General features: G+C 60.4%; 33 protein-coding genes. 9 read left to right on the top strand and 24 right to left on the bottom strand.

Translation table 11 applies throughout. From position 1 onward, the window contains the following. Positions 1–34: 34 nt before the first annotated feature. A complete protein-coding gene (locus tag Q5Z11_RS01740) occupies positions 35–322 on the top strand; it encodes a hypothetical protein (RefSeq protein WP_303748438.1) in 288 nt (95 codons plus the stop codon). An 11-nt stretch (positions 323–333) separates the two neighbouring features. Beyond that, positions 334–1077 carry a M90 family metallopeptidase gene (locus Q5Z11_RS01735; RefSeq protein WP_405051642.1) on the top strand — a complete coding sequence of 248 codons (744 nt, stop codon included), beginning with the start codon at positions 334–336 and terminating at the stop codon, positions 1075–1077. 206 nt (positions 1078–1283) lie between these two features. Here the strand turns inward: Q5Z11_RS01735 and Q5Z11_RS01730 are convergent, their stop codons facing one another. From Q5Z11_RS01730 to dusA, 4 genes are all read right to left on the bottom strand, one after another. Continuing rightward, a complete protein-coding gene (locus tag Q5Z11_RS01730) occupies positions 1284–2711 on the bottom strand; it encodes an ATP-binding protein (RefSeq protein ID WP_303749948.1) in 1428 nt (475 codons plus the stop codon). A 23-nt stretch (positions 2712–2734) separates the two neighbouring features. Next, positions 2735–3418, bottom strand: a complete 684-nt coding sequence (locus tag Q5Z11_RS01725) for a response regulator transcription factor (RefSeq protein WP_057627010.1) — start codon at positions 3416–3418, stop codon at positions 2735–2737. A 73-nt stretch (positions 3419–3491) separates the two neighbouring features. Then, a complete protein-coding gene (locus Q5Z11_RS01720; protein ID WP_303748436.1) occupies positions 3492–3875 on the bottom strand; it encodes a PepSY domain-containing protein in 384 nt (127 codons plus the stop codon). A gap of 190 nt (positions 3876–4065) precedes the next feature. Then, a complete protein-coding gene (gene dusA / locus Q5Z11_RS01715; RefSeq protein ID WP_303748435.1) occupies positions 4066–5079 on the bottom strand; it encodes a tRNA dihydrouridine(20/20a) synthase DusA in 1014 nt (337 codons plus the stop codon). Between the two features lie 104 nt (positions 5080–5183). Between dusA and Q5Z11_RS01710 the strand changes: the two genes are divergently transcribed. The 4 genes from Q5Z11_RS01710 (at position 5184) to Q5Z11_RS01695 (ending at position 7363) form a co-directional block, all read left to right on the top strand. Then, positions 5184–6278: a site-specific integrase gene (locus tag Q5Z11_RS01710; protein WP_303748434.1), complete on the top strand. Its 1095-nt coding sequence runs from the start codon at positions 5184–5186 to the stop codon at positions 6276–6278. A 25-nt stretch (positions 6279–6303) separates the two neighbouring features. Then, on the top strand, positions 6304–6648 hold the full coding sequence (locus tag Q5Z11_RS01705) for a hypothetical protein (protein WP_303748433.1): 345 nt from the start codon (positions 6304–6306) through the stop codon (positions 6646–6648). Positions 6649–6747: 99 nt separating this feature from the next. Continuing rightward, on the top strand, positions 6748–7002 hold the full coding sequence (locus Q5Z11_RS01700; RefSeq protein WP_303748432.1) for a hypothetical protein: 255 nt from the start codon (positions 6748–6750) through the stop codon (positions 7000–7002). A 109-nt stretch (positions 7003–7111) separates the two neighbouring features. Continuing rightward, positions 7112–7363 (top strand): hypothetical protein, encoded by a 252-nt coding sequence (locus tag Q5Z11_RS01695; RefSeq protein WP_303748431.1) that lies wholly within the window; start codon positions 7112–7114, stop codon positions 7361–7363. A 48-nt stretch (positions 7364–7411) separates the two neighbouring features. Here Q5Z11_RS01695 and Q5Z11_RS01690 read toward each other — a convergent pair whose 3' ends face one another. Further along, positions 7412–7561: a hypothetical protein gene (locus Q5Z11_RS01690; protein WP_303748430.1), complete on the bottom strand. Its 150-nt coding sequence runs from the start codon at positions 7559–7561 to the stop codon at positions 7412–7414. Between the two features lie 204 nt (positions 7562–7765). On the opposite strand from Q5Z11_RS01690, the gene Q5Z11_RS01685 reads away from it, so the two are divergent. Beyond that, a complete protein-coding gene (locus Q5Z11_RS01685) occupies positions 7766–8185 on the top strand; it encodes a low affinity iron permease family protein (RefSeq protein WP_303749947.1) in 420 nt (139 codons plus the stop codon). Between the two features lie 21 nt (positions 8186–8206). On the opposite strand, the gene Q5Z11_RS01680 is transcribed toward Q5Z11_RS01685, so the two are convergent. Beyond that, positions 8207–9142, bottom strand: coding sequence for an SOS response-associated peptidase family protein (locus Q5Z11_RS01680; RefSeq protein WP_303748429.1), 936 nt, complete (start codon positions 9140–9142; stop codon positions 8207–8209). Between the two features lie 53 nt (positions 9143–9195). Between Q5Z11_RS01680 and Q5Z11_RS01675 the strand changes: the two genes are divergently transcribed. Beyond that, positions 9196–9438, top strand: a complete 243-nt coding sequence (locus Q5Z11_RS01675; protein WP_303748428.1) for a hypothetical protein — start codon at positions 9196–9198, stop codon at positions 9436–9438. Beyond that, the gene (locus tag Q5Z11_RS01670; RefSeq protein WP_303748427.1) at positions 9419–9640 is read left to right on the top strand and encodes a hypothetical protein; all 222 of its coding nucleotides are present in this window, start codon (positions 9419–9421) and stop codon (positions 9638–9640) included. The genes Q5Z11_RS01675 and Q5Z11_RS01670 overlap by 20 nt, the downstream gene beginning before the upstream one ends. 18 nt (positions 9641–9658) lie before the next feature. Here Q5Z11_RS01670 and Q5Z11_RS01665 read toward each other — a convergent pair whose 3' ends face one another. The 18 genes from Q5Z11_RS01665 to Q5Z11_RS01580 all read right to left on the bottom strand — a co-directional run bounded on the left by Q5Z11_RS01665 (position 9659) and on the right by Q5Z11_RS01580 (position 24322). Next, positions 9659–9988, bottom strand: a complete 330-nt coding sequence (locus tag Q5Z11_RS01665) for a hypothetical protein (RefSeq protein WP_303748426.1) — start codon at positions 9986–9988, stop codon at positions 9659–9661. Positions 9989–10046: 58 nt separating this feature from the next. Then, positions 10047–10397, bottom strand: coding sequence for a DUF2793 domain-containing protein (locus tag Q5Z11_RS01660; RefSeq protein WP_303748425.1), 351 nt, complete (start codon positions 10395–10397; stop codon positions 10047–10049). After that, positions 10394–12637: a phage tail protein gene (locus tag Q5Z11_RS01655; RefSeq protein ID WP_303748424.1), complete on the bottom strand. Its 2244-nt coding sequence runs from the start codon at positions 12635–12637 to the stop codon at positions 10394–10396. The genes Q5Z11_RS01660 and Q5Z11_RS01655 overlap by 4 nt, the downstream gene beginning before the upstream one ends. Next, positions 12634–13707, bottom strand: a complete 1074-nt coding sequence (locus Q5Z11_RS01650) for a hypothetical protein (protein ID WP_303748423.1) — start codon at positions 13705–13707, stop codon at positions 12634–12636. Before Q5Z11_RS01650 ends, Q5Z11_RS01655 begins: the two co-directional genes overlap by 4 nt. Continuing rightward, positions 13704–14738, bottom strand: coding sequence for a hypothetical protein (locus Q5Z11_RS01645; RefSeq protein WP_303748422.1), 1035 nt, complete (start codon positions 14736–14738; stop codon positions 13704–13706). The genes Q5Z11_RS01650 and Q5Z11_RS01645 overlap by 4 nt, the downstream gene beginning before the upstream one ends. A 400-nt stretch (positions 14739–15138) precedes the next feature. Beyond that, positions 15139–16023: a DUF2163 domain-containing protein gene (locus tag Q5Z11_RS01640; protein WP_303748421.1), complete on the bottom strand. Its 885-nt coding sequence runs from the start codon at positions 16021–16023 to the stop codon at positions 15139–15141. Next, positions 16020–16607, bottom strand: a complete 588-nt coding sequence (locus tag Q5Z11_RS01635) for a DUF2460 domain-containing protein (protein ID WP_303748420.1) — start codon at positions 16605–16607, stop codon at positions 16020–16022. Before Q5Z11_RS01635 ends, Q5Z11_RS01640 begins: the two co-directional genes overlap by 4 nt. After that, positions 16604–18769 carry a hypothetical protein gene (locus Q5Z11_RS01630; RefSeq protein ID WP_303748419.1) on the bottom strand — a complete coding sequence of 722 codons (2166 nt, stop codon included), beginning with the start codon at positions 18767–18769 and terminating at the stop codon, positions 16604–16606. Before Q5Z11_RS01630 ends, Q5Z11_RS01635 begins: the two co-directional genes overlap by 4 nt. Next, the gene (locus Q5Z11_RS01625) at positions 18769–18996 is read right to left on the bottom strand and encodes a hypothetical protein (RefSeq protein WP_303748418.1); all 228 of its coding nucleotides are present in this window, start codon (positions 18994–18996) and stop codon (positions 18769–18771) included. Before Q5Z11_RS01625 ends, Q5Z11_RS01630 begins: the two co-directional genes overlap by 1 nt. 32 nt (positions 18997–19028) lie before the next feature. Then, the gene (locus Q5Z11_RS01620) at positions 19029–19388 is read right to left on the bottom strand and encodes a hypothetical protein (RefSeq protein ID WP_303748417.1); all 360 of its coding nucleotides are present in this window, start codon (positions 19386–19388) and stop codon (positions 19029–19031) included. A gap of 54 nt (positions 19389–19442) precedes the next feature. Further along, on the bottom strand, positions 19443–19973 hold the full coding sequence (locus tag Q5Z11_RS01615) for a phage tail tube protein (protein ID WP_303748416.1): 531 nt from the start codon (positions 19971–19973) through the stop codon (positions 19443–19445). A gap of 65 nt (positions 19974–20038) precedes the next feature. Then, on the bottom strand, positions 20039–20389 hold the full coding sequence (gene gp17, locus Q5Z11_RS01610) for a tail completion protein gp17 (protein ID WP_303748415.1): 351 nt from the start codon (positions 20387–20389) through the stop codon (positions 20039–20041). Between the two features lie 4 nt (positions 20390–20393). Then, a complete protein-coding gene (locus tag Q5Z11_RS01605; RefSeq protein WP_303748414.1) occupies positions 20394–20879 on the bottom strand; it encodes a hypothetical protein in 486 nt (161 codons plus the stop codon). Between the two features lie 2 nt (positions 20880–20881). Next, on the bottom strand, positions 20882–21220 hold the full coding sequence (locus tag Q5Z11_RS01600; protein WP_303748413.1) for a phage head closure protein: 339 nt from the start codon (positions 21218–21220) through the stop codon (positions 20882–20884). A 1-nt stretch (position 21221) separates the two neighbouring features. Next, on the bottom strand, positions 21222–21566 hold the full coding sequence (locus Q5Z11_RS01595; protein WP_303748412.1) for a head-tail connector protein: 345 nt from the start codon (positions 21564–21566) through the stop codon (positions 21222–21224). Positions 21567–21568: 2 nt separating this feature from the next. Beyond that, the gene (locus tag Q5Z11_RS01590) at positions 21569–21985 is read right to left on the bottom strand and encodes a hypothetical protein (protein ID WP_303748411.1); all 417 of its coding nucleotides are present in this window, start codon (positions 21983–21985) and stop codon (positions 21569–21571) included. Positions 21986–22039: 54 nt separating this feature from the next. Further along, positions 22040–23446 carry a phage major capsid protein gene (locus Q5Z11_RS01585; RefSeq protein ID WP_303748410.1) on the bottom strand — a complete coding sequence of 469 codons (1407 nt, stop codon included), beginning with the start codon at positions 23444–23446 and terminating at the stop codon, positions 22040–22042. 12 nt (positions 23447–23458) lie between these two features. After that, the gene (locus tag Q5Z11_RS01580; RefSeq protein ID WP_303748409.1) at positions 23459–24322 is read right to left on the bottom strand and encodes a head maturation protease, ClpP-related; all 864 of its coding nucleotides are present in this window, start codon (positions 24320–24322) and stop codon (positions 23459–23461) included.

Here is a 24322-nt window from a genome sequence, read left to right as displayed (position 1 = left end):
GAATCGGAAATTCGCCCGCCCTTGGATGTTGACGATGCGCCACCTCGCTCATTGCCTGATCCTGTTGCTGGCGCCGGTTGCAGCGCAGGCTTCGGACGCGCTCGGCGGCGCTGGCCAAAGTGCGTGCAGCTACGCACCGGCCGAAGTGGAGCGGGTAGCCGCCCCGGCTGCCGCCGTTGGCATCGCCAACGCCCCGCCGGCAACCCCGGTTCCGGCCAAGACCGCCACCCCGCGTGCTGCCGGTGGTGGCAGCGACGATGACCTGCTGCCGCGCCTGCGTGCACCGCGCTGGCACCGTCTGCTGCCCGGAATGTTCCGCTGATCCAGTCGTTGTTGCGCTGGTGGCAGCGCACCCCGCCTCCGCTTGATGACGCCCTCTGGCAGCAGACCTGCCGGCAATGCCTGTGGCTGTCTGGGCTTTCCGCCGAGCGCGAACGCAAGCTGCGGGCGCTGGTGGCGCTGTTCCTGCAGCGCAAGACCATCACCCCGGTTGCCGGGCTGGAACTGGACGACGGCCAGCGCATGTTGCTGGCCGCCCTGTGCTGCCTGCCGCTGATCGAGTTCGGCCGCGAAGGCCTGCATGGTTGGTCGGAACTTGTGGTCTACCCGGACGCCTTCCGCGTGCGCCATAGCCATACCGATGCTGCCGGCGTACTGCATGAGTGGGATGACGAACTCATCGGCGAAGCCTGGGGCAGCGGTCCGCTGATCCTGTCGTGGGCGGATGTGCAGGGTGACATTGCCGATCCGCAGGCCGGGTTCTGCGTCGCCGTGCATGAGATGGCGCACAAGATCGATGCACTCGATGGCGCCATCGACGGCACACCGCCATTGCCGCGCGAATGGCAGCGGCAATGGGCGCAGGATTTCCAGCAGGCCTATGACGCGTTCTGCGCGCAGGTGGATGCGGAGGTTGAGACCGTGATTGATCCCTATGCGGCGGAAGCACCGGAGGAGTTCTTTGCGGTGGTCAGCGAGTACCACTTCTCCGCGCCGGAACTGCTGGCGCAGACAATGCCGGCGGTGGCCGCGCATCTGCGGCGGTTTTATGGGCCGGTTGAGGCTGCTCTGCGGTAGAGCAAAGGCAAGATCAAAAGCCAACCCCTCCCCAACCCTCCCCTACGCACTGCGTGCGCAAGGGAGGGAGCAAGCTTCGCCCCCTCCCTTTGGCGCAGCCAAGGGGAGGGTTGGGGAGGGGTCGGTCTTTGACCTTGGCTTCAGCTCAAGCGCAAGAAGCACTAAAAGCACGCACGCTGCCGGCAATTCCCAGGCCTGTTCCAGAACTAGATACCCGGCGGCAAGGTCACTTCAAAGCGGGCGCCGCCCAGCTCTTCCGAACGCTTGACCTGCAGCTCACCGCGGTAGGCCTTGATCAGGTCCTGCACGATCGACAGGCCGATGCCGTGGCCCTGCACGCGCTCATCGCCGCGCACGCCACGCTGCAGCACCTTGGCGATGTTGTCCTCGGCAATGCCTGGACCATCATCATCCACCGCCAGTACCAGACCAGCGCGCTTGCCGTTTCCTGCGGTGATCGGCTTGGCGGTCAGCAGCACGCGGCGGTTGGCCCACTTGAAGGCGTTCTCCAGCAGATTGCCCAGCAGTTCCTGCAGGTCGCCCGGTTCGCCGTAGAAGTTCACGCCCGGCGTCACCTCGAACTCGCAGAACACACCCTTGGCGGCGTAAACCTTTTCCAGCCCGCGCACGATTTCCTCGGCCGTGGTCTCGATCGGCACCGGTGCCGAGAACAGCTTGTGTCCAGACGAGGCGGCGCGTGCCAACTGGTAGGACACCAGGTTGTTCATGCGCTGCAGCTGCACGCCAACTTCCTCGCGCAGATCGGCCTCGTTGCTGGCACCGCTCTCCAGCTGCGTGCGCAGCACCGCCAGCGGCGTCTTCAGGCTGTGCGCCAGATCGGCCAGGGTGTTGCGCTGGCGCTCGAGGTTTTCGCGCTCGCTTTCAATGAAGGCGTTGATGCTTTCGGTCAGCGGTTCCAACTCGCGCGGATGCAGCTCGCTCATGCGCTCGCGTTCGCCGCGCTGCACGCGGGTCAGTTCGTTGATCACGCGCTTGAGCGGACGCAGGCTCCACTGCAACACCAACGTCTGCAGCAACAACAGGATCAGGCCGGTGACGCCCAGCCAGAACCACACCGCCGCACGGAAGCTGCGCAGCTGCATGCCCAGCGCGCGCGAATCCTCGAGCACGTAGATGGTGTACGGAAATTCGGATTCGGGCGCGCCATCGCCGCCCCATACCAGGCCCATGCCGTAGCGATAGACCTCGCCGGGCGTGCCGTCGATCTGGGTGATGGGCAAGGGGCCTTCGAACACTTCCTCGCGCGGCTTGAGCGTGTGCTCGCTCACGTCCGGCAGCATCGGGCCTTCAGCCGACATCGAGTTGGCGACGTGGCCGGGCATCACGACCTGCAGGTACAGGCCACTGCCGGGCACATCAAAACGCGGATCCGGTGGCTGTTCGCGGATGTACAGCGAGCCATCGCGGGTGAAATCGATGCCACCGGCATAGGCGGTGGCGTAGTTCTTCAGGCGTTCGCTGAGGTTGTCACGCGCGGTCTGGCCGAAGGCCGCGTCCAGCGCGTAACCGGCCAAGGCAAGGAAGGCCACCAGGCCCACCGAGGCAGCCAGCAGCTGGCGCGCCTGCAAAGAGCGGGGCCGCCAACGCTTCAATAGCCACTGACGGCCCGTCATCACGCTCTACCCCTTGGCGGGGCTCAGCCCTCGTTGCGCGGAATCGCGAACCGGTAACCGCGGCCACGCACGGTTTCGATCGGCTTCAACTCACCGTCCGGGTCGAGCTTCTTGCGCAGGCGACCGATGAACACTTCCAGCACGTTGGAGTCGCGGTCGAAGTCCTGCTGGTAGATGTGCTCGGTCAGGTCGGCCTTGGAGACCAACTCACCGGCATGCATCATCAGGTACTCCAGCACCTTGTACTCGTAGCTGGTCAGGTCGACATTGCTGCCGGCCACGCTCACCGTCTGTGCGGCCAGATCCAGCGCCACCGGGCCACATTCCAGGGTCGGCTTGGACCAGCCAGCGGCGCGGCGCAGCAGCGCGTTGACGCGGGCCAGCAGTTCTTCGACGTGGAACGGCTTGACCAGGTAATCGTCGGCGCCCTGCTTCAGGCCCTCGACCTTGTCCTGCCAGCTGGAACGGGCGGTCAGGATCAGCACCGGGAATTTCTTGCCCTCGTCACGCAGCGCGCGGATCAGCTCCATGCCCGACATCTTGGGCAGGCCGAGATCGATGATGCCCACGTCGAACGGCACTTCGCGGCCCATGTACAGGCCTTCCTCGCCGTCCTGAGCAGCATCCACGGCGAAACCTTCGCGCTTGAGGCGGGCCGCAAGGGTTTCCCGCAGCGGGGCTTCGTCTTCAACCAGAAGGATACGCATGAACTCTCCCTAGTACTTTGGGCCGGCCTGGCGGCCAGCGTGTGTATTCAAAAACCACAACCACTATCGCTGTTCAGGAGTTATCGCCGCGTGGTGGCAGCTCCGCCCGCTGGTCGCGCGGGTGGTCTCGTGAAGGCGAAGGGTCGTCCATGTAGCGTACGCGCCCACGGTCGTCCATGTATTTGACACGATTGATGTCACGGCCGTCATACGGCACGCGCTCGGCACCAAGAATGCGCCCACCAGTCTCGCGTTGTACACGCCGCACCGCGTCGGAAAGCGAGCGGTCATTGCCCTGGCGGGCCGCGCGGGCGCCGCCATCAGCCGTAGCAACACGGGCGTTTTCGCCCCGGGCCTGCTGCGGCTGCTGCGCCGACGCCACGACCACGCCCGGACCGACCACGACCAGCGTGGCAATCAGGGTGACCAGCAGACGACGACGGGAAAGCGAATGCATGGGACAGATCCTAGCGGACGGCGAGGCAACGTTCAAAATTCGTAAACCACGGCCTGCGGAGAATTTCCACGGACCTTACGAAATTGAGCCAAATTCTTGATTTTTAGGGGTGAATCCGATCTGAACCCGTCCGCCCCTCCCGCGCACTCGTTCAGCAAGCTGACCGGACAAAGCCCCTCTGCCCGCAGGTTCAGGCAACCCGCTCTGCCTGCCGCCGGGTGACCTGCAACGCCTGCTCGACCACGGCCCAATCCGCACCGGGGCGGTGTGCCCCCTCGCTGAGTACCTGGCGGAAGCCACGCCCGCCCGGCTGGCCATGGAACAGGCCGAGCACATGGCGGGTGATGTGCTTCAGCGCCAGGCCGGCGGCCAGCTGGGCCTCCACATAGGGCCGCAAAGCGACCAGCAGTTCCTCGCGCCCGCGCAGCGGCTGGCCGGTCTGCGCGCAGTCCAGCGCATGCAGCACGTAGGGGTCGTGGTAGGCCGCACGGCCGAGCATCACCCCGTCCAGGTGTTGCATGTGTTCCTGTGCGGCTTCCACCGTGGCGATGCCGCCGTTGATAACCAACGGCAGTGTCGGGCGCTCGCGCTTGAGCTGGTAGGCCCATTCGTAGCGCAGCGGCGGAATCTCGCGGTTCTCCTTGGGCGACAGGCCCTTGAGCCAGGCATTGCGGGCATGTACCACCACCATCGCCGCACCGGCCTGTACCTGCCGATCCACAAACCCGGCGAACACGTCGTAGTCCTTGTCCTCGTCCACACCCAGACGGCATTTCACGGTGATCGGGATATCGACCGCCGCCACCATCGCCGCCACGCATTCAGCAACCAATTCAGGTTCGCGCATCAGGCAGGCACCGAAGCGCCCGGCCTGGACCCGGTCCGAGGGGCAACCGCAGTTGAGATTGACCTCGTCATAGCCCCAATCGGCAGCAATACGCGCAGCCTGGGCCAGCGCATCGGGATCGCTGCCACCCAGCTGCAGCGCCAGCGGCTGCTCAACCGGGTTGAAGCCGATCAACCGCTCACGGTCGCCATGGATCACCGCATTGGCATGCACCATCTCGGTATACAGCCGCGCACCTGGCGCCAGCAGCCGGTGGAATACCCGGCAATGCCTGTCCGTCCAATCCATCATCGGGGCGACCGAAAGCCTCAAACCCTCCAAAACGTAAGGCTGACGGGGCTTAGAGGCTTGTATCATGGCATCCTGGGGCTGCTGCATTGTCATCGTATTTCCGGGGGTTTCCGGGCATTGCCGCTAAGGCAGTGCTACATTGAGTGCTACAGAAATGGACATGTAGCACCATGGGCTCAATCTTGGCCAGGCGGCGGGCCAGCGGCGCCACATCTTACACGGCGACCATTCGGCTCAAGTCCGAGGGAAAGATCGTGCACCGGGAATCTGAGACCTTCCCGACCAAGGCTCTTGCTAAAGAATGGCTGACCAGGCGTGAAGCCGAGCTGGCCGGCCAGCGCGCCCGCGGCGAGACCGTTGGCACCCGCATGACGGTTGCCCAGATGATCACCTGGTACTCGGGACAGATGGCCGCCGACAACCCGTGGGGCCGCTCCAAGACTGCGGACCTTACTCGGATCGGTGAAGGGGCAATAGCAGACATGCGAGTTGATCGGCTCACCCATGCCGACTTCATCGCGTACACGCAAGGGCGTAGGAAGGAAGGGGCCGGCCCCGCCACGGCCGCCAATGACCTCATTTGGCTGCGTCAGGTATTCCGAGCAGCGAGGGTCGCCCTACGCGTTCCAGTGCCGATGCAGGAGCTGGATGACGCAGCAGAATATCTCCGCCAACAGCGATTGATTGGAAAACCGAAGCAGCGGGATCGCCGCCCGACCACTCACGAGCTGCAGATCCTCGATGCCAACTTCGCCTCCCGTGACGTCCGCGCCGAGATACCCATGCGCGACATCATGTGGTTTGCGATCCACAGCGCACGGCGCCAAGAAGAGATAACCCGCCTCCGCTGGGATGACCTGGATTCCGGGAAGGCAATTTGCCACCTGCGCGATGTGAAACACCCAACCCACAAGCTCGGGAACCACAAAGTATTCAAGTTGACTAAAGAGGCACTGGAAATCATTGAACGGCAGCCAAGGCAAGTGCTGCCCGACGGAGAACTCAATCCGCTCATCTTTCCATTTGAGCCAAGATCAGTGGGCGCAGCCTTTACGCGCGCCTGCCACGTGCTAGAGATCGCTGATCTACGGTTCCACGACCTACGCCACGAAGCGACCAGTCGGCTTTTTGAGGCAGGCTACGGCATCCATGAAGTGGCGCTTTTCACCCTCCACGAGAGCTGGGCCACGCTCAAGCGTTACACGAACCTGCGCCCCGAGAACCTGCAGCACAAGGTCCAAGCCAAGGTCGATCTCAGCTCGTGAGCCTATCTGGCCAGATGATCCGGCCATGGCAACCACCTCCCTACCATCCCCCTTCGCCTGGCAAGACCACTTTGAAGGTCAAGCATTAATCCTGCGCGATCGAGCGATTGCCACTCTATTCCCGTTGCCGAATGGCCACGTGCGCTGCACCCGAAAGCTGCATACCCGGCATATGACGCATTCCTTCCACGAGGATTCGGCGCAGGCCGAACGGTTCATTGAAGCCTGGGCGCGTCGGTGGGAGCGCGAGATACTGAATCTCTACGACGGCTTGGCTGTCTCCACCTACCAGACCATTTGCACCCAAGAGCCACGCAACGACCAAGGCGTGTACGTCCCACCGAGAAAGCCCCGTCGGCGTAAACGGTAGAGACGGCCAACTAGCTCCGTTGTGGGGACGCTTGCGAAGTCCATCACATTCCCCACCCAGCTTGTTCGCAATTAACAATCCAGCAAGGATCGCCAACCTATGTTTGGTGAACAGGGGCAGGACGCAAGGGAGATTGAAATGGGATACAGCGCTCAGTACCTGTCGAACGAAGAGTGGATGAAGCTCCACGCCGCCTACAAGGCCCATGGGAATGGCCCGGGCTTCTGGCAGGTATACCAAGAGTTGCAAATCGCAGCTCAGAAACGCACTGGTGATTCATGCGTCAAGGTTGCGAACGAGATGGCTCGAATTGGCGAACGCTTGGGGGTCACTGCCCAGGCGATCTTCGTGTAAGAGCGCGACGCGCTCCGGCCTTTACGCGGATTTCATGGTGGTCGGAAAAGAATCGCGGTCCCGCGCCCCAACGCGGGAGCCCACCAACCTAACCAATATGGAGGCAGCCATGGGATCGGTAGCGATGTATTTGGAAGGCCCCGGCCAAGAACGTCGCCCTGTAAAGCTGTTGTCTACTCGAACGATGCCAGTCAAGCCCGGCCTGAGCGACGGCAGACGAATCACGCATCGGAGTAGTGGAGAAATCGAAGTGCGCACCCTGATTGATGACGAAGGGAAGATCGCCAATCAAATCGATTTCGACGGTTTCAAATTCAAGTATCGGGAGTCCGAGATCCAGTGGAGTCTCCTGTTCGGCTAAAAGACAAAGAGCCCGGCCGGTGGCCGGGCTCTTTGCTTGAGTGAATACTCACTCTTCCTCGTCGTTGCCTTGACCTGGCGCTTTTTTCTGCTGCTGCCCCTGATCCTGCTGACCGGGCTGCTTCTGATTCTGGCCAGGGTTGTTCTTCTCGCCGAAGTTGCGTTGATCGTTCTGACTTTGATCGCGCTGATTGTTCATGACCGTCTCCAGTCGATTACGGCCAGTTGCCGTAGGCGCAGACTGACGGGAGCTGCGTTGCCTGCGCGTGCCGACACGTCAAGCTTTCGGAGACATCACTGACTGTGCACGTGCGCATGTCAAGGTGACGCTACAGATCTTCACGTGGCCGATTCACCTATTTGGATCATCTTTGCCTTTGACGCGCTCTCCGTGAGGCAGGCAATGCACGTAAAAGACCTCTTCAACTCCGTTGCGAGCAAAGCCGCTCGCGCCGCCGGCTCCCTCGGCGCATTCGTGGCGGCGTTGGCCGTGATTCTCATATGGGTGGTAACCGGTCCCATCTTCGGCTTCAACGATACATGGCAGCTGGTCATCAACACCGGGACCACAATCATCACGTTCTTGATGGTGTTCCTCATTCAGCACACCCAGAACGTCGATTCGGCAGCGCTGCAGATAAAGCTCGACGAGCTGATCAGGGCTACAACCGACGCGAACAACGAGCTGCTCAATCTCGAAGAAATGGACGACGACAAGCTTGAAGAAATCAGGCGGCGATATGAAGCGTTGGCGAAGACAGCTGCAATGGCTCAGCAAAAGAAAGGTAAATGCGCCCCAAGCCAGTCTCCTTCTGAGGACTGACGGAATAGCAATGATCCAAGCCTAAGCGGCAATCTTGTGCTCGTAGAACGGATGCCGCTTGTCATCGAAGATCGCGTAGAGCGCCTGCAGGTCCGCCGGGTCTGGGTTGAGCCAGGCTTCGATGTGCTCGGGCTTGATGTTGATGATGGTCCGGTCGTGGCCGGCGGCCGCGACCTCCGGCTCAGGCTCGTCGGTGATGGCCGCAAAGCTGAGCAAGTCCGGCTCCTTACCCTTCGGGTCGGTCCAATGTGACCACAGACAGGCCACAAGCATCAGCTCCCCGTTGCGCGGGGTGAACTGGATCACCCGATTCTGCCCGTCCTCGCCCTCCACGTTCTCGTAGAAGGTGTCGACCAATAGCAGCCCGTGGGTGTGCCCGAACTCGCCCTTCCAGAAGCCCTCCAGGTTGTCGCGACGGGCGTTGTAGGTGCCGGGGTACTTCTCGTCGTAGGTCGCCGGCTTACCCGCCGGTCGGCACTGATAGCGCATCGGTTTCACGACCAGTTTGCCGCCCTCGCTGACCAGCACCGGGCAGTAGTAGCCGGGGAACATGCGGGAATCCCTAGCCTCGAGGTTCGCACGCTTCAGGTCGGCGATCCTGCGCTTGATCTGCTCGATCTTGTTGCCGGCGATCCGCTGCTCATTCGCCGCGGTCTTGGTGGGCTTGGTGACCAGCTTCTGCTCGGCCGTGGCCAGGCGCTCGGTCTGCTTGGCCAGCTCTGTCTCGAGCTGTGCGATCTCCTCGTTGTCCCATTCCCGAATCTCGGCGGCAATGGCAGCAACGCTTGAGTCTCCCGGACGGAGGAACGACAGATCCAACGCCCTGGGCGTCTTCGGCCGGCGGGTCTTGTTGTTGTCGTGCAGCCAAAGCTGAGTGAACACCTCCAAGTCCACCACAGCGCCGAACTCACGAACGAATTTCTTGTAGTCGGCTTCGATCTGAGCTGAATAGCACACGCGTCACCTCCAGTTGACCCGAGCATAACGCCCCCGAGGCATAGGATTCGTGCATGGACAAGATGACCCGCGACGAGCTGGACCATTGGGTCCTAGACATGGCCGCCCGCCTGAAGCCAGAGGCCGAAACCGCCCATGCCGGAGATCTTGCCGAGATCGTCGCCGGCGAAGTCGAGGTCATCGAGGCGCGGGTGGCAGTCGAGGACTTAGACCATTTCCACGATCAGGTCCGAGACGTAATCGAGGCCCTGGCCTGCATCCGAGCGAGCAACCCAGATGAACCAACAGACCGCTGACTACGAGCTCGCCTTCAACGAGATCCGCCACGCACTGCTGCAGCACGGCGAATCAGAGACCTTTTGGGAAACCTGCGATGAGGTCGAAGAGCGCCTGATCGACCAATACCCGGAAGACGAGACAGCCATCATTGAGATGGTCGCTACGTGGCTGGTGAAACTGGGAGTGGCGCCAGAGGGTAGCTTGCAAGGAATGGTTTAGCGCGGCCGCTCGGGCAGTTCAGGGCGCAACTCGTAGCACTTCAGCTGTCAATGAGATCTTCCGGCTCGTGAGGTTGTCCACCTTCTGACTGCGAACAATAACAGCATTGCCGCCGAGCTCGACCGCTCGTTCTTTTAGCTTCGGCAAAGCGTCTTCAAGCTTTGGCTCACGAAAACCAGCGCGGTAGTGCTCAACTTCAACGACGCCAAGATTCTCGTACTTAGCTTCACGAGGGTACTCATACAGAACGCGCACGTCGCCACGTTCGGAGGCTGCCGACGCTTTCCCAGCTCCAATAGCACCCGCAACGCCGACAACGACGGCGAGCGCAAGGAAGACTGCCTTCATACCGATCCCTCCATGGTGATGGCGGGATGGTAGGACAGGCTACGCCCGCCCTCAACTATCACACTGGCGCCCAGGCCCCGGCCATGAACCGGTAGCGGGTTCCGGAGGCCCCTTCGTCTAGGACAACAGCCTCCCAGCCGGGGCGCGGTGCGAGGAACCGCCAAAGCGTAGAGCCGGTACACAGGGCAACCTGCCCCGCCTTCCCGGCCCACGCACCCGTTGGTGTCGGACCAACGATCCACCGCTTGCCGGAATCGGATTCCACCGTGGCTGGAGGCGCGGTCAGGTCCTTGTCTTCCACCGCCAGCTGCAGCAACGCATCAATCACCTGCAGCGCATCATTGAGTGGGACGGACGGCTGGAGGGAGTTGGCCGGCACCAACTCCAAGCCAAGGTTCGGGGTACTCATGTTGGGATAACCTCGCTTGCCGGTCCTGGACCGGTGATTGTGTTGATAGCAGCCACGGTGACCGTCACGCCGCTGGGCGTACTGGCCCGGGTGTGAGTTTCGTTGGTCACGTCGGCAGTGAAGCCGTCGCTGTAGCTCACCCGGTAGCCGGCGAAATACTTGCCTTGGCGCGGCGCGGTTTCGACGCCGAGCCGACCACGGCCAACCCAGCTGACCGTTACGGCATTCGAACTGTTCCTGACAGCCCTAACGTAGTGAACAGGCCACTCCTGTTGGCTCTGCGGCTCATCGACGGCGAAGGAGGACCAATCGGCCTCGTCACTGTCCTGTCCGTAGCTGACACCACGATATGAGATCGTCGTTCCCGTCATCCATTGCTGAACCTGGGCAAAGACCAGCGAATCATCGATCAGGACAAACATTGCGCCTGCAGCGACGGCGAGCGGTTCGGTGGCATACCTTCCGCGAACCAGGCCGGACAGTTCGAACATCGTTTCACTGAGTTGGGTAGCGGTCTGGAACTGCAGAACCTCCCAGCTCCCATCAGCGCGGCGAACTGCCGCCTTGTTCCCATATCGAAGTAGCTGCTCGTAATCGATGGATTCCAGCGGCTCAGGCACCGCCACAACAATTCGCTGCTGCGACAGATACTCTGCCCCCACCTCCTGCAGCAGGTCAGTAGCCGTCACGCCTATTACTGCGGGAACGTCCATCTGGAGAGACTGCCCAACACTCACACCGCCATCCGTGCTCATCTGGATTTCCGCACCGCGCCAGCCCCGTCCGGTGCCGCGCGCGCCTACGTAGTACCCAAGTTCGTCGTCCTGGTCGCGAAGCACTGGAATATCCAGAACGGCCACAACGGTGTCGCCAACCAGACCCGGAGTTGTGGGCGCAGGCGGATCGGCTTTGACCCCCACCGCATTCGCGTCGTAGACCCAAGGAGCATCCTTGGATGCCTTGACGATAAGGGTTCCGCCGTCCTCCTCGATCTCCATAATTCGCATACGATGCGCCTTCCCGTTCTTGTCCGTAAGAACAATCACATCGGTTGGAACCAGCGCGCTGTACGCGATAGGAAGTTCGAACTCGTAAGTCTCCATCTCGCCCCAGGCGATATTCAGCCGGCGCATAGCAACAGTGGCATGGAAATCAGGAGACGCAGTAAGCGGGATCTCAATCGATGATTCCGCCTTCGCCTTAATCTTGTTGCTGCGCCTCTCTGCCGTTTGCTTGTTGGTCGTGTAGTCGATAGAGCTATCGATCATCGTGACGTTGACCTTGCGCAAGAGTTCCGCTTCCTGAGCACGGTCAATGGTCAGCGCATCATCATCGCGCGCCACAAGCGCATCACTGCCGATGTCCATCTTTGGCGATCCACCACGCACCACCGCTCTAAGCATCTTGTCCGATTCACTTGGATCGAAGAAAAACGCCGATTGCAGAGACTGGACCATTACGTCCGCGCCTCCTTCGGTTGCAACTTTGAATCCCTCGACCGTTGCCCCGAACAAGCGGCTCACGTCGATTTGATCCTCGGCCAAACCTGATCGGTTATACAAGTCAAAAACAACGTCACCGAGAAACGGGGCTGACGAAACCAACGCACCCGGGTCATCCACAAGCTCATAGCGCCGAAGACGCCATTGCAAACGCGAACCGACATTCATTGCCAAACTTACCAGCACCGCATTAGCACCAACGCCGGCGCGCATGACGTGCTCAACTGTGTACCGCTCGCGCTGGTAACGTGCGTACAAATTGCCAGCACGAACATACGACAGAACAATGTCGCTCCCATCGGAGCCGACATCGCGCTTGTCATCCAACGTGCACCGCATAGATCTCACGCCAGCAGGCATAGTTGTGTGAGTCATACCTGGTATGGTCGGGTCGTACCAATACAGCCTTGCGTCTTCACCCTGGTGGTATGCAACGAACGGATTCATGTTTTGGTCAAAAGCCAGCGCCACTTCGGTAACGTTAATCGCACTGAAGATAGTCCGTGAGCCTTCACTCTCGGAAACGCCGCCGGGTGCAGACAGGACTAGATCAATCAGCCCGCTGTCGTTGTTGGGTACAGCGTCCAGCCGCCAGAGCTTTACATGCAGCCCCTGGGAGGGATCGTTCAAGTAGATGCCAGCCAACTCCCAATCAACAAGAAAGTCTCCCGGTTGTTTGACCGGGAAACTAAAGCCACCAACGACAGCACTTGAAGAAAGCTCGTTATTCGGAATCATGGCGTCGGCTCGGGAACATAGCGGCCCCAAGAAACACCTACGTTCACTTGGGCAACTCGGGTTGCTGTCTTGTTGAGCGCCGGGGCGAACCCGTAAGCCCAAAAGCCGTAGGGCGAAGTCCAGCGCCCATCAATCGCGTCAGACCCGGCCATATAAAAAGCTGCGGCGGGCGACACGTTTCCAACGGTGAGGCCAAAATTCAAAGCAACGAGCGTTTGGCAAGAATCGGCAACGTAGGGGGCAACGGTAATAGTTGGACCAGCAAGGCCTCCCATTCCGCCGTAGAACGCAGTTGACGCAGCAGGAAGAGCCGTCAACATAAGGCCGTATCTTGTGTTCGGCTGATAGCTAAGGTTCGGTTCAAGCGGGCCTTCCAAAATCGTAGCCCAAAAGTTCAGATTGGCGGTGTTGTCAGTACGGCGCATGGTGACGACGCTATCAACACCATCAATAACAGCGTTAACTACTGTATCAACTGGCGGAAGATACATGCGCAATTCGTAAACAATGTCGAGCACTTCATCGTCCAAAAGAACGATGGTGATCGGAACCCCCATTGCGTCCTTCAAGAGAGCACGACAAAAAATGCCGCCAGTTGCGGCCGGGGCCATCGCAACTTCATTCAAATTTTGGCCGCTAATGGTCCCGGCTGAGAAACGCCGTGAAAACCGCTTCCAAAGGTATTTGTCCGTCAGGTTGTAGCCCGAAACGTTATTGTTTGCGCCTGCCGCATTGCTAGCGCCAACTTGATTGACAAGCTGATTGTTACCGTTTGCCGGTTCAGCAGTGCCGGTGCCAATTCGGCAATACGCAACATAGTTGCCAACCCGCAACAAATTGAGTCCGTTGTTAACGATCAAATTGTTGTTGAATGGGGCAACTATGCGGCCTGAACCTTCGATTGGGTTACCGGCTTCATCTTTTTTATAAACAATTCCTTGGAACAAGCCCGCATAGCCAAATATCGGCCTGCGATTGGTTCGCATGACGTTGCTGTTACGCAGGCTCACACTGCTACGGTGTCTGCGTTGGCTCTTGTTCTTGCGATGCTTTTTCTTTTGTCCGGTCATGACGTGCTTGCTCCGTTGAACAGTGGGGCTACCCCAATCGCCTCTGCGCGCATCGTATTTGTCAAGAGGACTTGCCTTGTAAGTGCCCCATTGAACAGCGGTGCGATTTGATAGAAATCTTCTGGCGGCTGCGTATGTGAAATAAATACTTGCTTTGTGTAGGCTCCGTTGAACAGCGGCGAGATGTGCGCTATCTCTGGATACTGCGCAAATGGCCAAAGGGCTTCGCGGGTCATGGCGCCGTAAAAGTCGCTTCGAATGAACGTTTCGTTTTGGCCCGAATCGACCTCAAGTTCAATTAACAAAGCCCTAGACGAAGCCCCCCCAAACATCGGCGTAATAGATGCCGAATCTTCGAAATACTGCGTGTAAGGATGGGATGTCAGGTATGCCTCTGGCGGCGTCGCAACAACGCAGAACTCGTACTGCGGGATAGCCCCCGAGAGATCGGTAAGGTCGTCATTCTCGACAACGATGTATGCAAGCCCACGAAACGGCGACACGTTGCCGGCACCCTCAACAGCAACGATTGTTGAGTCAGGCATCTGAGACTCGCCGCCGCGATAGAGCGTTACCTTCTGAAGCCACTTTGAGCTGTAGGCCTTTTCCTCGGCTGTTGCCGCTGGGTCTGATGTGTAGACCTTCTTACCGTTTCGCTTGATCCATAGGAATCCAAAGATCTCACCTTGGCAGACGCCGACAGCATAGCTGCGCGTGTAGGTGTAGGTCGTCGTTTTAGCTCCCGATCCCTTACCTTGCCGCTGGCGCTTAACATTCTCTATGAGGCGATCACGCCATACGACATTTCCGCCCGTCACATAGCGGCCATATCCAAACGGGATCACCCCTCCGACTGAAGAGGTTTGCGCCATACCGTCCGTCAATCGGGGGCCCTTCACCTGGACCGGATCGACGTAGCCGCCAATTGCTGAGCCGATAGTGAAGCCGATCTGAGCACCTATCGGGTTACCACCACTAAATACAAAGCCAATGGCGCCACCAACTATGCCGCCGAAAGTTGATCCACTCATGAGCCGCACCGCCTGTAAACGCGGCGTATGCGCCGCAGCCACTTTTCATCCAGCGGATGCTCAGTTACGCGTCCAAGGATGCCGTCTGTATGGATTAGCGAGAGCCCCCCGTGGATGTCGTCCGCGATGAGCCCGCAATGCCTAATAGGGCCGCCGTAGGCCATCGCCACAGCATCGCCGGGGCGCATATCCGCACCGGACTCCAAGGGAGGCCCCAATAGGCTCTCCATGGTTGCCTCTAGCAGTCCCTGACAAGGGTTGCGTCCGTAGCTAGGAGTGGCGCTCTGCACATCGAAGACCAGGATCAACAAACCCGCACAGTCAATCCCGACTCCAGGGTTTCGCCCCTGATGGCGCCACGGAACGCCGATAAGCTTCCGTGCCTGCTCGATAGGGTTTGTCATGCCGCATCCACCGAACGAACATAGGCGCCAGGCACCGACAGGGAGGTGTCCGATACGGGAGTCAGGTGCTCACCACGGAAGTTCAGGACGTTGCCCTTAGCCTTGCATGTGGCGAATGCTTTATCGCAGTCCTGCCTTATCCGAAAGGTGTCACCCGCCTCTATGTCAAAGCCCGCAGGCAAGGCGAGGCGGATGAGCCCCCCAGCCTCGAAGCTGAAGATCTCGCTTTCCAAGCCGGCATTAGACCCGCTGAGCCACTGAATCACGCCGAGGTCATAGAACCCGGAATCCCCCGCCAAACCATTGGCAACGAATACCCGATTCGGATCGTCCCAGCCCGCCGATACAACACTGTCCGTCCAAACAAACGGCATTCCACAGCGCTCATCGCCGTAGCCAGCCCTGCAGGTCAGAGAATAGACCGTGCTGATCGTTTGCCTCGCTTGTTGCATCAACGAGCGGTACTCGGTCACCCATGCATTTCCATGGCACTTTGTCTGTCCGCAAGTTCCGAACATGACAACCTCATGCCCCTGCATAAGGTCCATGTAGTTGACGCGGTAAACCGTCACCTCCGCATAGTCCAGCAGGCCAGCGGCGACCTCCTCAACGGTAATGCCACTAGCGGCAACCCACCCCATCAGATCAGTGTTATCGACTGAAAAATCTGCTGCCGACTGGATGCGCTCGGGCTTGAAGCCGTTTTCTGCTCGGTAGGAGATCAGGCCGGCGCCATCGTCATAGGATAGATCCACGTCCAGCGTGGTGAAGCCGAACACAACCCCATCCCATCTCCCGACGCACGCGACACGCAGGAGAAAGCACCACGTTGTCGCTGGCTCACGAAGGTGGGTCTGCAGCTGTAGTGGGATTCTCTTCATCTACGAACCTCCACAAGCTCAATGCTTGCGGTGTGTGCATCAAGGTCGCCAAGCGTGAAAGCGTTGTGGTCGCTATCGAAGCGGACCCATACATCGAACTCACCAGACCAGGTGTAGCTGTCGTCCTCCCAAGGAGAGGCGGGAACGAAGAGGCCCCTGCCAGCATCAAGCGCGCCAGCTACTGTCATGCCTGAAGAGTTGCGGACTGTGGCCGACACGATTGCCTGGATGCGCCGCGTTGCGGCCTCTGGCCCCAAGCGGTACGTCCGGATCAACTGCACCGCATCCGTGCTACCAATGTTTGGAGCAATAGGCTCAGCGTCGGCCAAGTTATCCAGCGGGTCATTGAAGCGAAACGCATAGAGGCGGCCACGGGCCGCGTAGAACGCCGCCATTACTTCTCGCTGACCTTCCTTGCTCAGGTTATTGAACGCCGCGCTGTAGCGCATGCGCGGATACTTCCACTGACCGTTCCGAACCTCACCACCGTTATCCAGCTCGACAATGGCCGTGCTCCACTCTGGTCCGCCCTGGAAGCCGTAGGCGACGCACTGCGGAAGTTTTGTATCGATGAACCCGCTCATCGGCCATTCCTCGCCATTGCCTTTGATGACTCCCTTCCGGCCTCGCGTGCGATCTGCGTCGGCGTCCTGCGATCAGGCTTGCCGGCGACAGTCACATTGAGGTTCTGAACAAACGGACGCCCGCCACCGGCTGACGCCGCAGCGACACTTGTGGGAACGATGGTTCCGGTCCCGCGCGGCTCGAACCACTCCGGTCCCTCTTCGCCAACCCAGTAACCTCGGCCGGAAAGAACGTCACCACCAGCTGCCCGGCTTCCGCCAAAGAGACTGGCGAAACCTGAAGTCAAGGTGGAGAGGAAGCCGCCGCCAGATGCTCCACCGGAGCCGCCACCTCCAAACATCCCGGAGAACAAGCTTGAGATCGCACCACCGAACATGCCGCCGCCGCTCTGCCCCTGCTGACCAAAAAGCGCGCCGGCCAGGTTCTGAGTGATCATCTTCAAGACGTTCTGCGCCACAGAATCAAAGAAGTCCTTAACAGCATCCTTTGCGCTCTTCGCTACGCTGACAACGTCATAGAAATTGTCTGCGAATGCATCACGCATTCCGTCTTGCAGACTGATCAGCTTGTCAGTCAATTCCGTTTGATCGTGCAACTTGTCGGAGAGGGCGCCAATCGCTTGGCCTTCTGCGCTCGCGGCGTCGATCCCCGCATAGCGAAGCTCGATAGCCTTTGCCCGCTCCTTGTTGGAGAGGGTCAGCAGGCTAAGCTCAAACTCGAGGTCAGATTTAAGGTCTTTGAAGGCCTTCTTGCGATCCTCCTCCGCGTCCTGCTCCTTCTGAAACAGCTCCCGAGCCGCCTTGTCAGCCTCGGCCTGCAGATCCATCAGGTCTAGCCTTTCCTGCTTCTGGCGCAGCTCATCCTTCTGGATCTCGGACAGAGCCTTCAGACTTCCAGCAGTAAGGTCGTATTCCAGCTTTGCAGCTGCACTGTTGTCGCCGTGCAAAGCGATCTGCTCGGCGAGCTGATCATTCAGCGCTTTATAGGCGCTGGTTAGCTTGTCGGTTTCGCCGCGCGCTTGAGACTTACCGCCGCCGCCCTTGCCGCCACCCTCCCCGCCCTCAAAGAGCTTTCTGAGACGGCCTAACTGTTCTTCCTGGCGCTTAAAATCGTCCCAGCCGTCACTTGGATCAACGAAGTTGACCTTCACCGGAGGAGCGGCAGCAGGCGCCTTCCCACCAAAGTGGGAATTAACCGTGTCATCGAACCCTTGCGAAGCTCTCTGATACAGATCCTTGGCGCCCGCGAAGTCTCCGCTCAGAAAGCGGATGGCTGCTTCACCCTGCGCCATAACGGTGGCAATGGCATTGCCCGTGATATCAAATGCAGCCGCGACGTACCCAGCAGCAGTAGCAAGCACCCGCAAACCGTCTGCGATCTTGCCAGCCGTCTCACGGAGCTTGTCTCCGTTGGTCGCCCCATCAAGGAACGCACCTGACATATTGAGCAGGTCGGGCAGGAGGTCGGCGGCAACCGCGTTACCGACGCCCTGCACCCAGAGCTTCATCTTCGCTAGGTTGTCGTTGAACTCCTCGGCTTGGGCGCCGGCTTGAGTAGATATGACCTGCCCGAAGGCCTCTGCCTCCACTCCTGCATCACGTAGACCCTGAGAACCATCCTTCAGTAGGTCAATCAAGCTCTGGAAGCTCTTCCCGAAGATTGCCATTCCAGCTGTGACAACTTCCTGAGACCCCCTCTGCGCCTTGAAGGCATCGGCGAAGTCATACAGAAGGTCAATCGTCGGGCGCAGGCGCCCGTTTGAGTCCTTGATGCTGATGCCAAGGGCATCGAATATCTGCGCCTGCTTGCTGCCGCTATCAAGGGCTTCGGTCTGAGCCTTGGTCAGCCTGCCGATGGTCGTCTGCAAGTCCTGGACAGTGAGATCGGCGAAGCTGGCGGCATAGGCCAGCTTCGAAAAATCCTCGGTGCCCATGTTGACGACTTTCGCCGTCTTGCTCATTTCGTCCATGGTGTCGATGGACGATTTGACCAATGCGGTCAAGGTCGTGGCAGCAGTCGCAAGGCCGGCGCCAAGCGCCGCGCCCATAGCAAGCGCGGTCTTCTCCAGCTTCTTTACAGCTTTCTCTGCGCGGTCGGCATCCGTCACGAAGGAGCCGGTGCGCATCAGAAGATCAATGACGATGGAACCGGCTGTTGCCATTAGTGAGGCCTCATGTGCGGCTTGATGCCAAACGCAAGCAGCGTATTCGCGTCTGCCTCAGACAGGCCGGCAGGCTTTGGCGTTGGTGAAAGGAACTCGATGCGCTCGTCATACTTGCCACCAAGCACGGCCATCACTGCAGCAGCCGGTTTGTGGTAACGGTGACGATCATCGAACGGGTACAGCACATAGAACTCGCGCCACCCCTCAAGCTCTCGCTGCGGCATGGCGTCGATCTCTCCGAGGGATTTCCCAAGACTCAGGGCGAGCTGGTACTTGAACCACTCGCCGCCTCGGGCGACGAATGAGCTTTTCCCTGGAACTTATTGACCTCTACGATGACCGCCCACATCGCCATAGCGACAGAAGGTTTCAGCGTTGAGGCAACCTCCATGGTCATGACGCGCTTGCTTTCGTCATCCACGATGGACAGGGAGACGGCCAGCGCCACCGCTGAAGCGCGGCTAGCCGGGTCGTCACTGGCCTCCAGCTGCACAATCTGGCGGAAGTCCACGCTCGGCAGTTCGCGGAAGTTGAATGTGTGCTCAGTCCCATCGGGCAGCTTGATCGGGCGCTGATGGCTGATTGGCGATACAAAAAGCGAATCGGGCAGTTTCATGTCTTTCCTTTTGCTGCGCCGGCCCGCGCGGGGGCCGGCGCGTGGTGGCGATGCTTACGGAACGATGTCGTCGTTGTTCACCGGGGCGCCGTTCCAATGGAAGGCTTGCCCTTCTGCCTGCTGGGTGAGGCTGGCGGTGCCGCGCACGATCTCGTTGGTGGCGATGTCCAGGGTGTTGGTTGCCACGTACGCATCGAACTCTATGGACGTGCGACCCTCGGGAGGCGTAAGCGTCCCATCGGCCTCCAGCTCCGGTGGATCGACACCATCGGAAAGGCAGGCCATCCAGTGGAACACCTGCTTGGACTCCTGCATCTTCGTCAGCAGACGATGCGAGATGCGTGCCGGCTTGAAGTTGTAAGGGACGGACAGGGACGCCACCTGATTGAGGCCTGGCTTCGAAGTCTCCCCAACCTTATTGCCGAGGCATGTGGTGCTGATCTGCGATGGCGCGCCGCCACCCATGCCGGTGATGCCCGTTGGGCAGTTGAGCTTCACCAGGCGCGGCGTCGCCGGGGTCGTAATCGTGTCAACGAAGAAGAGTTCCGTCCCTTGAGTGAGTACGGTTTCGTCGGTTTCAGCCATTGCTTGGCCCTCCTTCGGGCATAAAAAAACCGCCTTGCGGCGGCGAGTGCTGATTAAAGTTCGGGTTACAACCCGATGAAGTCGGCCTGCAGGCCTACCCGATACAGCCGGGTCTCTGTATCCCGAGCGTCGATCACCACCCGGTTTGCCACCCTGGCGGCGTCCAGCGCATCGCGTACCGCTACTGCAAGCTGCTCGATACCCGCATCGGTGGAGTGGTAGCAATCAATTTGGATCGCGGTGAAGTTGGTACAAGGCCTGCCACTGATCTGCAGCTGCGGATCATCAGCGACGATCTGCCACGTGATGTACGGCTTTTTCTCAGCTGGCGAGACTTCGCCATGGCGCCCTATGCGACTATCTACAATCGCTCTCACGGCAGCTGTACTGATGACCTTGAACACCGTGGGAAACATCAGCTCACCCCCTGCCTGTTGCGGCCAGTTTTTGAACCGCCTTGTCCAGGCGGGATTTCAGATCGTCCACAACAATGGTGATCGTGCGGGCGGCATGTGTTTGCACCGTGCGACGGATAAAGGACCGTGCCGGCTGATTAGCTGAGCCGTATTCCTTGAGCTGTGCCGACTTCAGGGTACTGACCTGCTCGCCCTTCCTGCCTGGATACATTTTCCGCTTGATGCGGACCAAGTAACGCTCACCGTTACCGCCAGCTGGGGCCTTCCCTCGGCTTGCGATGATGTTCTGCTCGAGCAAGCCGGTGGACTCGTCACCCTCTACGATCACAGACCGCAACGCCTCGCGCTCTCGGTCCCGCAGGTATCTCGCCCCCTTGGCCAGGGAGAGTTTTACGGGGCCACCCTTCTTACTCACTACCTCAGCTGGAAGACTTCTAAGCATGCTCAGTACGGCGTCGGCACCTTTGATATCTACACGGCCCACGTTCATCGCTACTGCCCCTCATTGACGCCGGCAGACACCGGGATCGTGATGTATTCCAGGCCGGACACCTTATCGGAGAGCAGGCCAGCGATGTTGTAGACCTGCCCGCGATGCAGGATGCGCATCGATGCCTGCAGGCCGGCGCGGTACCGAATGGTGATGCGCGCTGTAACGGCCACCTGCGTCTGCCCGGACTGGATGAACTCGCGGGCTGACAGCGGCTCGACGCTGGCCCATACCGTGGCCACGTCCACCCAGTTGGTGGTCTGAACGCCGTCATCGTCTCGAATGGTCACCTGCTGCTGGATGAGTACACGGTGACGGAGTCGACCTGCCGGCAAGCTCATCTCAAACCCCCCAACCGATGCGGTACGGCCAGAGCAGGCTGTGTGCGCCCATCGGAACCTGCACCGTTGCCCCGTCGCTCCCCTGCACCTCCTCGCGGGTCCGGTACAGATGACCCAGCATCAGGAGTACGGCCGCCTTGATCGAGTCATTGACCAGCATGGGATCGATGCCTCCGCTGCCGTCAACGACGGCAGCGGCCATTGAGTCGGCGTCGGCGAACACGCGGCGATTGAGGAACTGCTGTGCGGCCCCTTCCGAGGCGCTGCCGTAGAGCTCCAGCAGCGCGTCATCATCAGAATCGCATCGGCAGTGCGCTCGGGCCTGTTCAAGGGTGATCAGCTCCACGATCAGGCCCTGCCCTTGCCTTGGCGGTTCTTCTTTCCGGCAGGCTGTTTATTCACGGCGTCAGAAGTTTCAGTGACTTCTGCGGCAGGCGGCGTGACTTCCACCACCGGCTCGGGAGCCTCTACCGACGGCTGTTCGCTCACGGCGTCAGGAGCTTCAGCGGCTTCTGCGGCAAGCGGCGTGACTTCCACCACCGGCTCGGGAGCCTCTACCGACGGCTGTTCGCTCACGGCGTCAGGAGCTTTAGCGGCTTCTGCGGCAAGCGGCGTGACTTCCACCACCGGCTCGGGAGCCCCTACCGACAGCTGTTCGCTCACGGCGTCAGCGGCGCCTGTGTCAACAAAGTGCTGCCCACGGCTGCTGTCCATCCGGACGGTGGCGCCGGCGCGCGGATCGGGCTTTTTGAACTTGATCAGCATGATGCTCTCCTGCCCAGCCCGCTTTTGGCGGGCCGGGCTGCTTGGAACAGCGGGTTACGGGCCCACGTTGCCCAGGTCGCCGTAGATGAAGGCCTGCGGACGGTACACAGCCAAGGCCAGACGCTCTTCGGCGAGGATGGTCACCAAGTTCTTCACGAAGTCGTCTTCGTTCTCGGTGGCCACCTCGACGCGCGCCTGCCAGCGGTCGAACACCTGAGCGCCCAGCTTGAACGCACCGGTGAGGAACTTGTCCTCAGCGATTGCCTGGGTAGTGACCACCGGCAGGTTCCACAGCGTGGCGCCAATGACGCCCTGCGGATTTCCGATGATGTAGCGACCGGTGGTGTCCTTCTCCAGCTCAACTCGGGCCCAGTCGATCGGGTTCAGTACGATGCCACTGGCTGGGAACTCAGCCAGCTGCGCCTGCAGCATGGCCAGGCGGATCTTGTCGATCACCGTGGCATCGGTCGGTGCGAACGGCGCGGAATAAGCGGTGGCCTGCGGGATGATGCCCAACAGGTTCTGGCCGGTGCCGTCGCCGTTCAAAAGCTGCTGTTCCTCCTTGAAGGCCAGACCGTAGCGAAGCCGACCATCGATGTAGCTCGCCAGCTGAGAGGCATCACTGAGGATCTGGCGCGAAGCCTTCATGTAGTGCGCGACCACTTTGGCGGTGGTGCTCACCAAGTCGAACTTCAGGGTGGACTCCGGCTTCTTTGCTCCCTCGGCAACCGGCGCAGCGTTGTTGGTGAAGCCGGTCTCCTTCACGTACTCCAGCGTGTTGCCGTCCATACGGCCCGGGGTGATCAGGTCGCGCACCGTCAGGCGGCGATCCGGCGGCGCGATGATGCCAGGCAGACGGGTACTGGTGACCAGATCACCAGCCGCGCCATCGGTATCCGTGGTGACCGAGGTGATAGCAGCACTGAAGGTCATGTCGACGCGACCGCGCGGAGTGGTCTTGGCCGCAAAGGCCTGGAACTCGTCACCGTTCACGAACTGCTGGCCAAACGTCTGGTGCTGCACGTCACCGCCGGCACCATTGGCTTCGATCTTGGCCAGTTTCTGTTCGGCCGCCTGAAGGTTGGCCTGCAGCTCACCCTGCTTGGTCAGCATTTCGTCGACCTTTGCACGGGTCTCGGACGAAAGCTCGGAGTTCTTCGCTGCCACTTCCGCGTAGGACTTCAGCTGGTCACCGACAGTTTTCAGGTCGGCACTGACCTGCTTGTACTGCTTTTCGACGTCTTCGCCGACATCGCCAAACTGCGAGTGGCAACGGAACTGCCGGGTGGCACTGGGCTTGATCAGCATGGATGCCAGGGCAACCACGCCTGCACTACCCAGCAGACTCATACCGATGATGGGCAGAGTCAGGTTTGTGGTTGCGCCGACCAACAGGGGAATCGCCGAAGCGATGGCGAGAACGACCACGAAAAAGGTCGCGGAGAGCTTCATGGACTTCATTGGGTGTTGCTCCTATTGCGGGAGGTTGAACGAGAGGCGAGGCAGGGGATCTGCCTGCACACGGATGGCCTTCTGGCCTTTATCGGTGGGATCACCCTCACCGCTGCCAGCGGGATCGCCCCGGCTGGACTTGATTTCACTGATCAGGCGCATGGCTTCGGATTTCGGCATGCCGGTGGCGCGCAAGCCTGCTTCCACACGGCGCACCGCGGAGGCGTTATCCTTGCCGGCGCCCTTCTCCACCTGGTCCGAGGCAAGCAGTTCGTCAGCAAAGCCGTCCTCGACTGCAGAGGCTCCACCGATCCAGGTCTCTGCATCCATCAGCTTCGACATCGCCTTCTGCTCGGCGCCGGTACGAGCTGCGTAGATACTGGCCATCGCGTCATCGAAGGGCTTGAGCGTCGCAGCTACGTCAGCAAGGTCATGGCGATTTCCAACAGCAACGACCCAGGCGTTGTGGATCATCAGGAAGCCGGCGCGCGCGATCTGGACGGTGTCACCGGCCATTGCGATGACGGATGCAGCCGACGCTGCGAGACCCAGCACCTTCACGGTGACCTCGCCCTCGTGCTCCCGCAGGAGGTTGTAGATCGCCAGGCCTTCGAACATGTCGCCGCCGGGACTGTTGATGTTGACCGTAACCGGGCCCTTCCCCATCCCGCGCAGGGATGCGGCTATCCGCTTGGCCGTCACGCCTTCGCCGGTCCAATAGTCGTAGCCGATAACGTCGTAGATGCTGATGGACCGTTCCGCATCGGTGTCGGAAGCTGCCCTGACGCCAGCCTCCCAGCGGTCAAGGGCTCGCGGCTGTATCTGGCTGCTGACAGCGGCGCAGGGGCGACCCTCCGGGACACCCGGCAGCGTCTTGATCGTCAT

It is taken from the genome of Stenotrophomonas sp. 610A2 (assembly GCF_030549615.1).
GTDB lineage: Bacteria > Pseudomonadota > Gammaproteobacteria > Xanthomonadales > Xanthomonadaceae > Stenotrophomonas > Stenotrophomonas pigmentata.
Note: the sequence above shows the minus strand (reverse complement) of the source record. Positions and strands in the feature narration are given on the sequence as shown.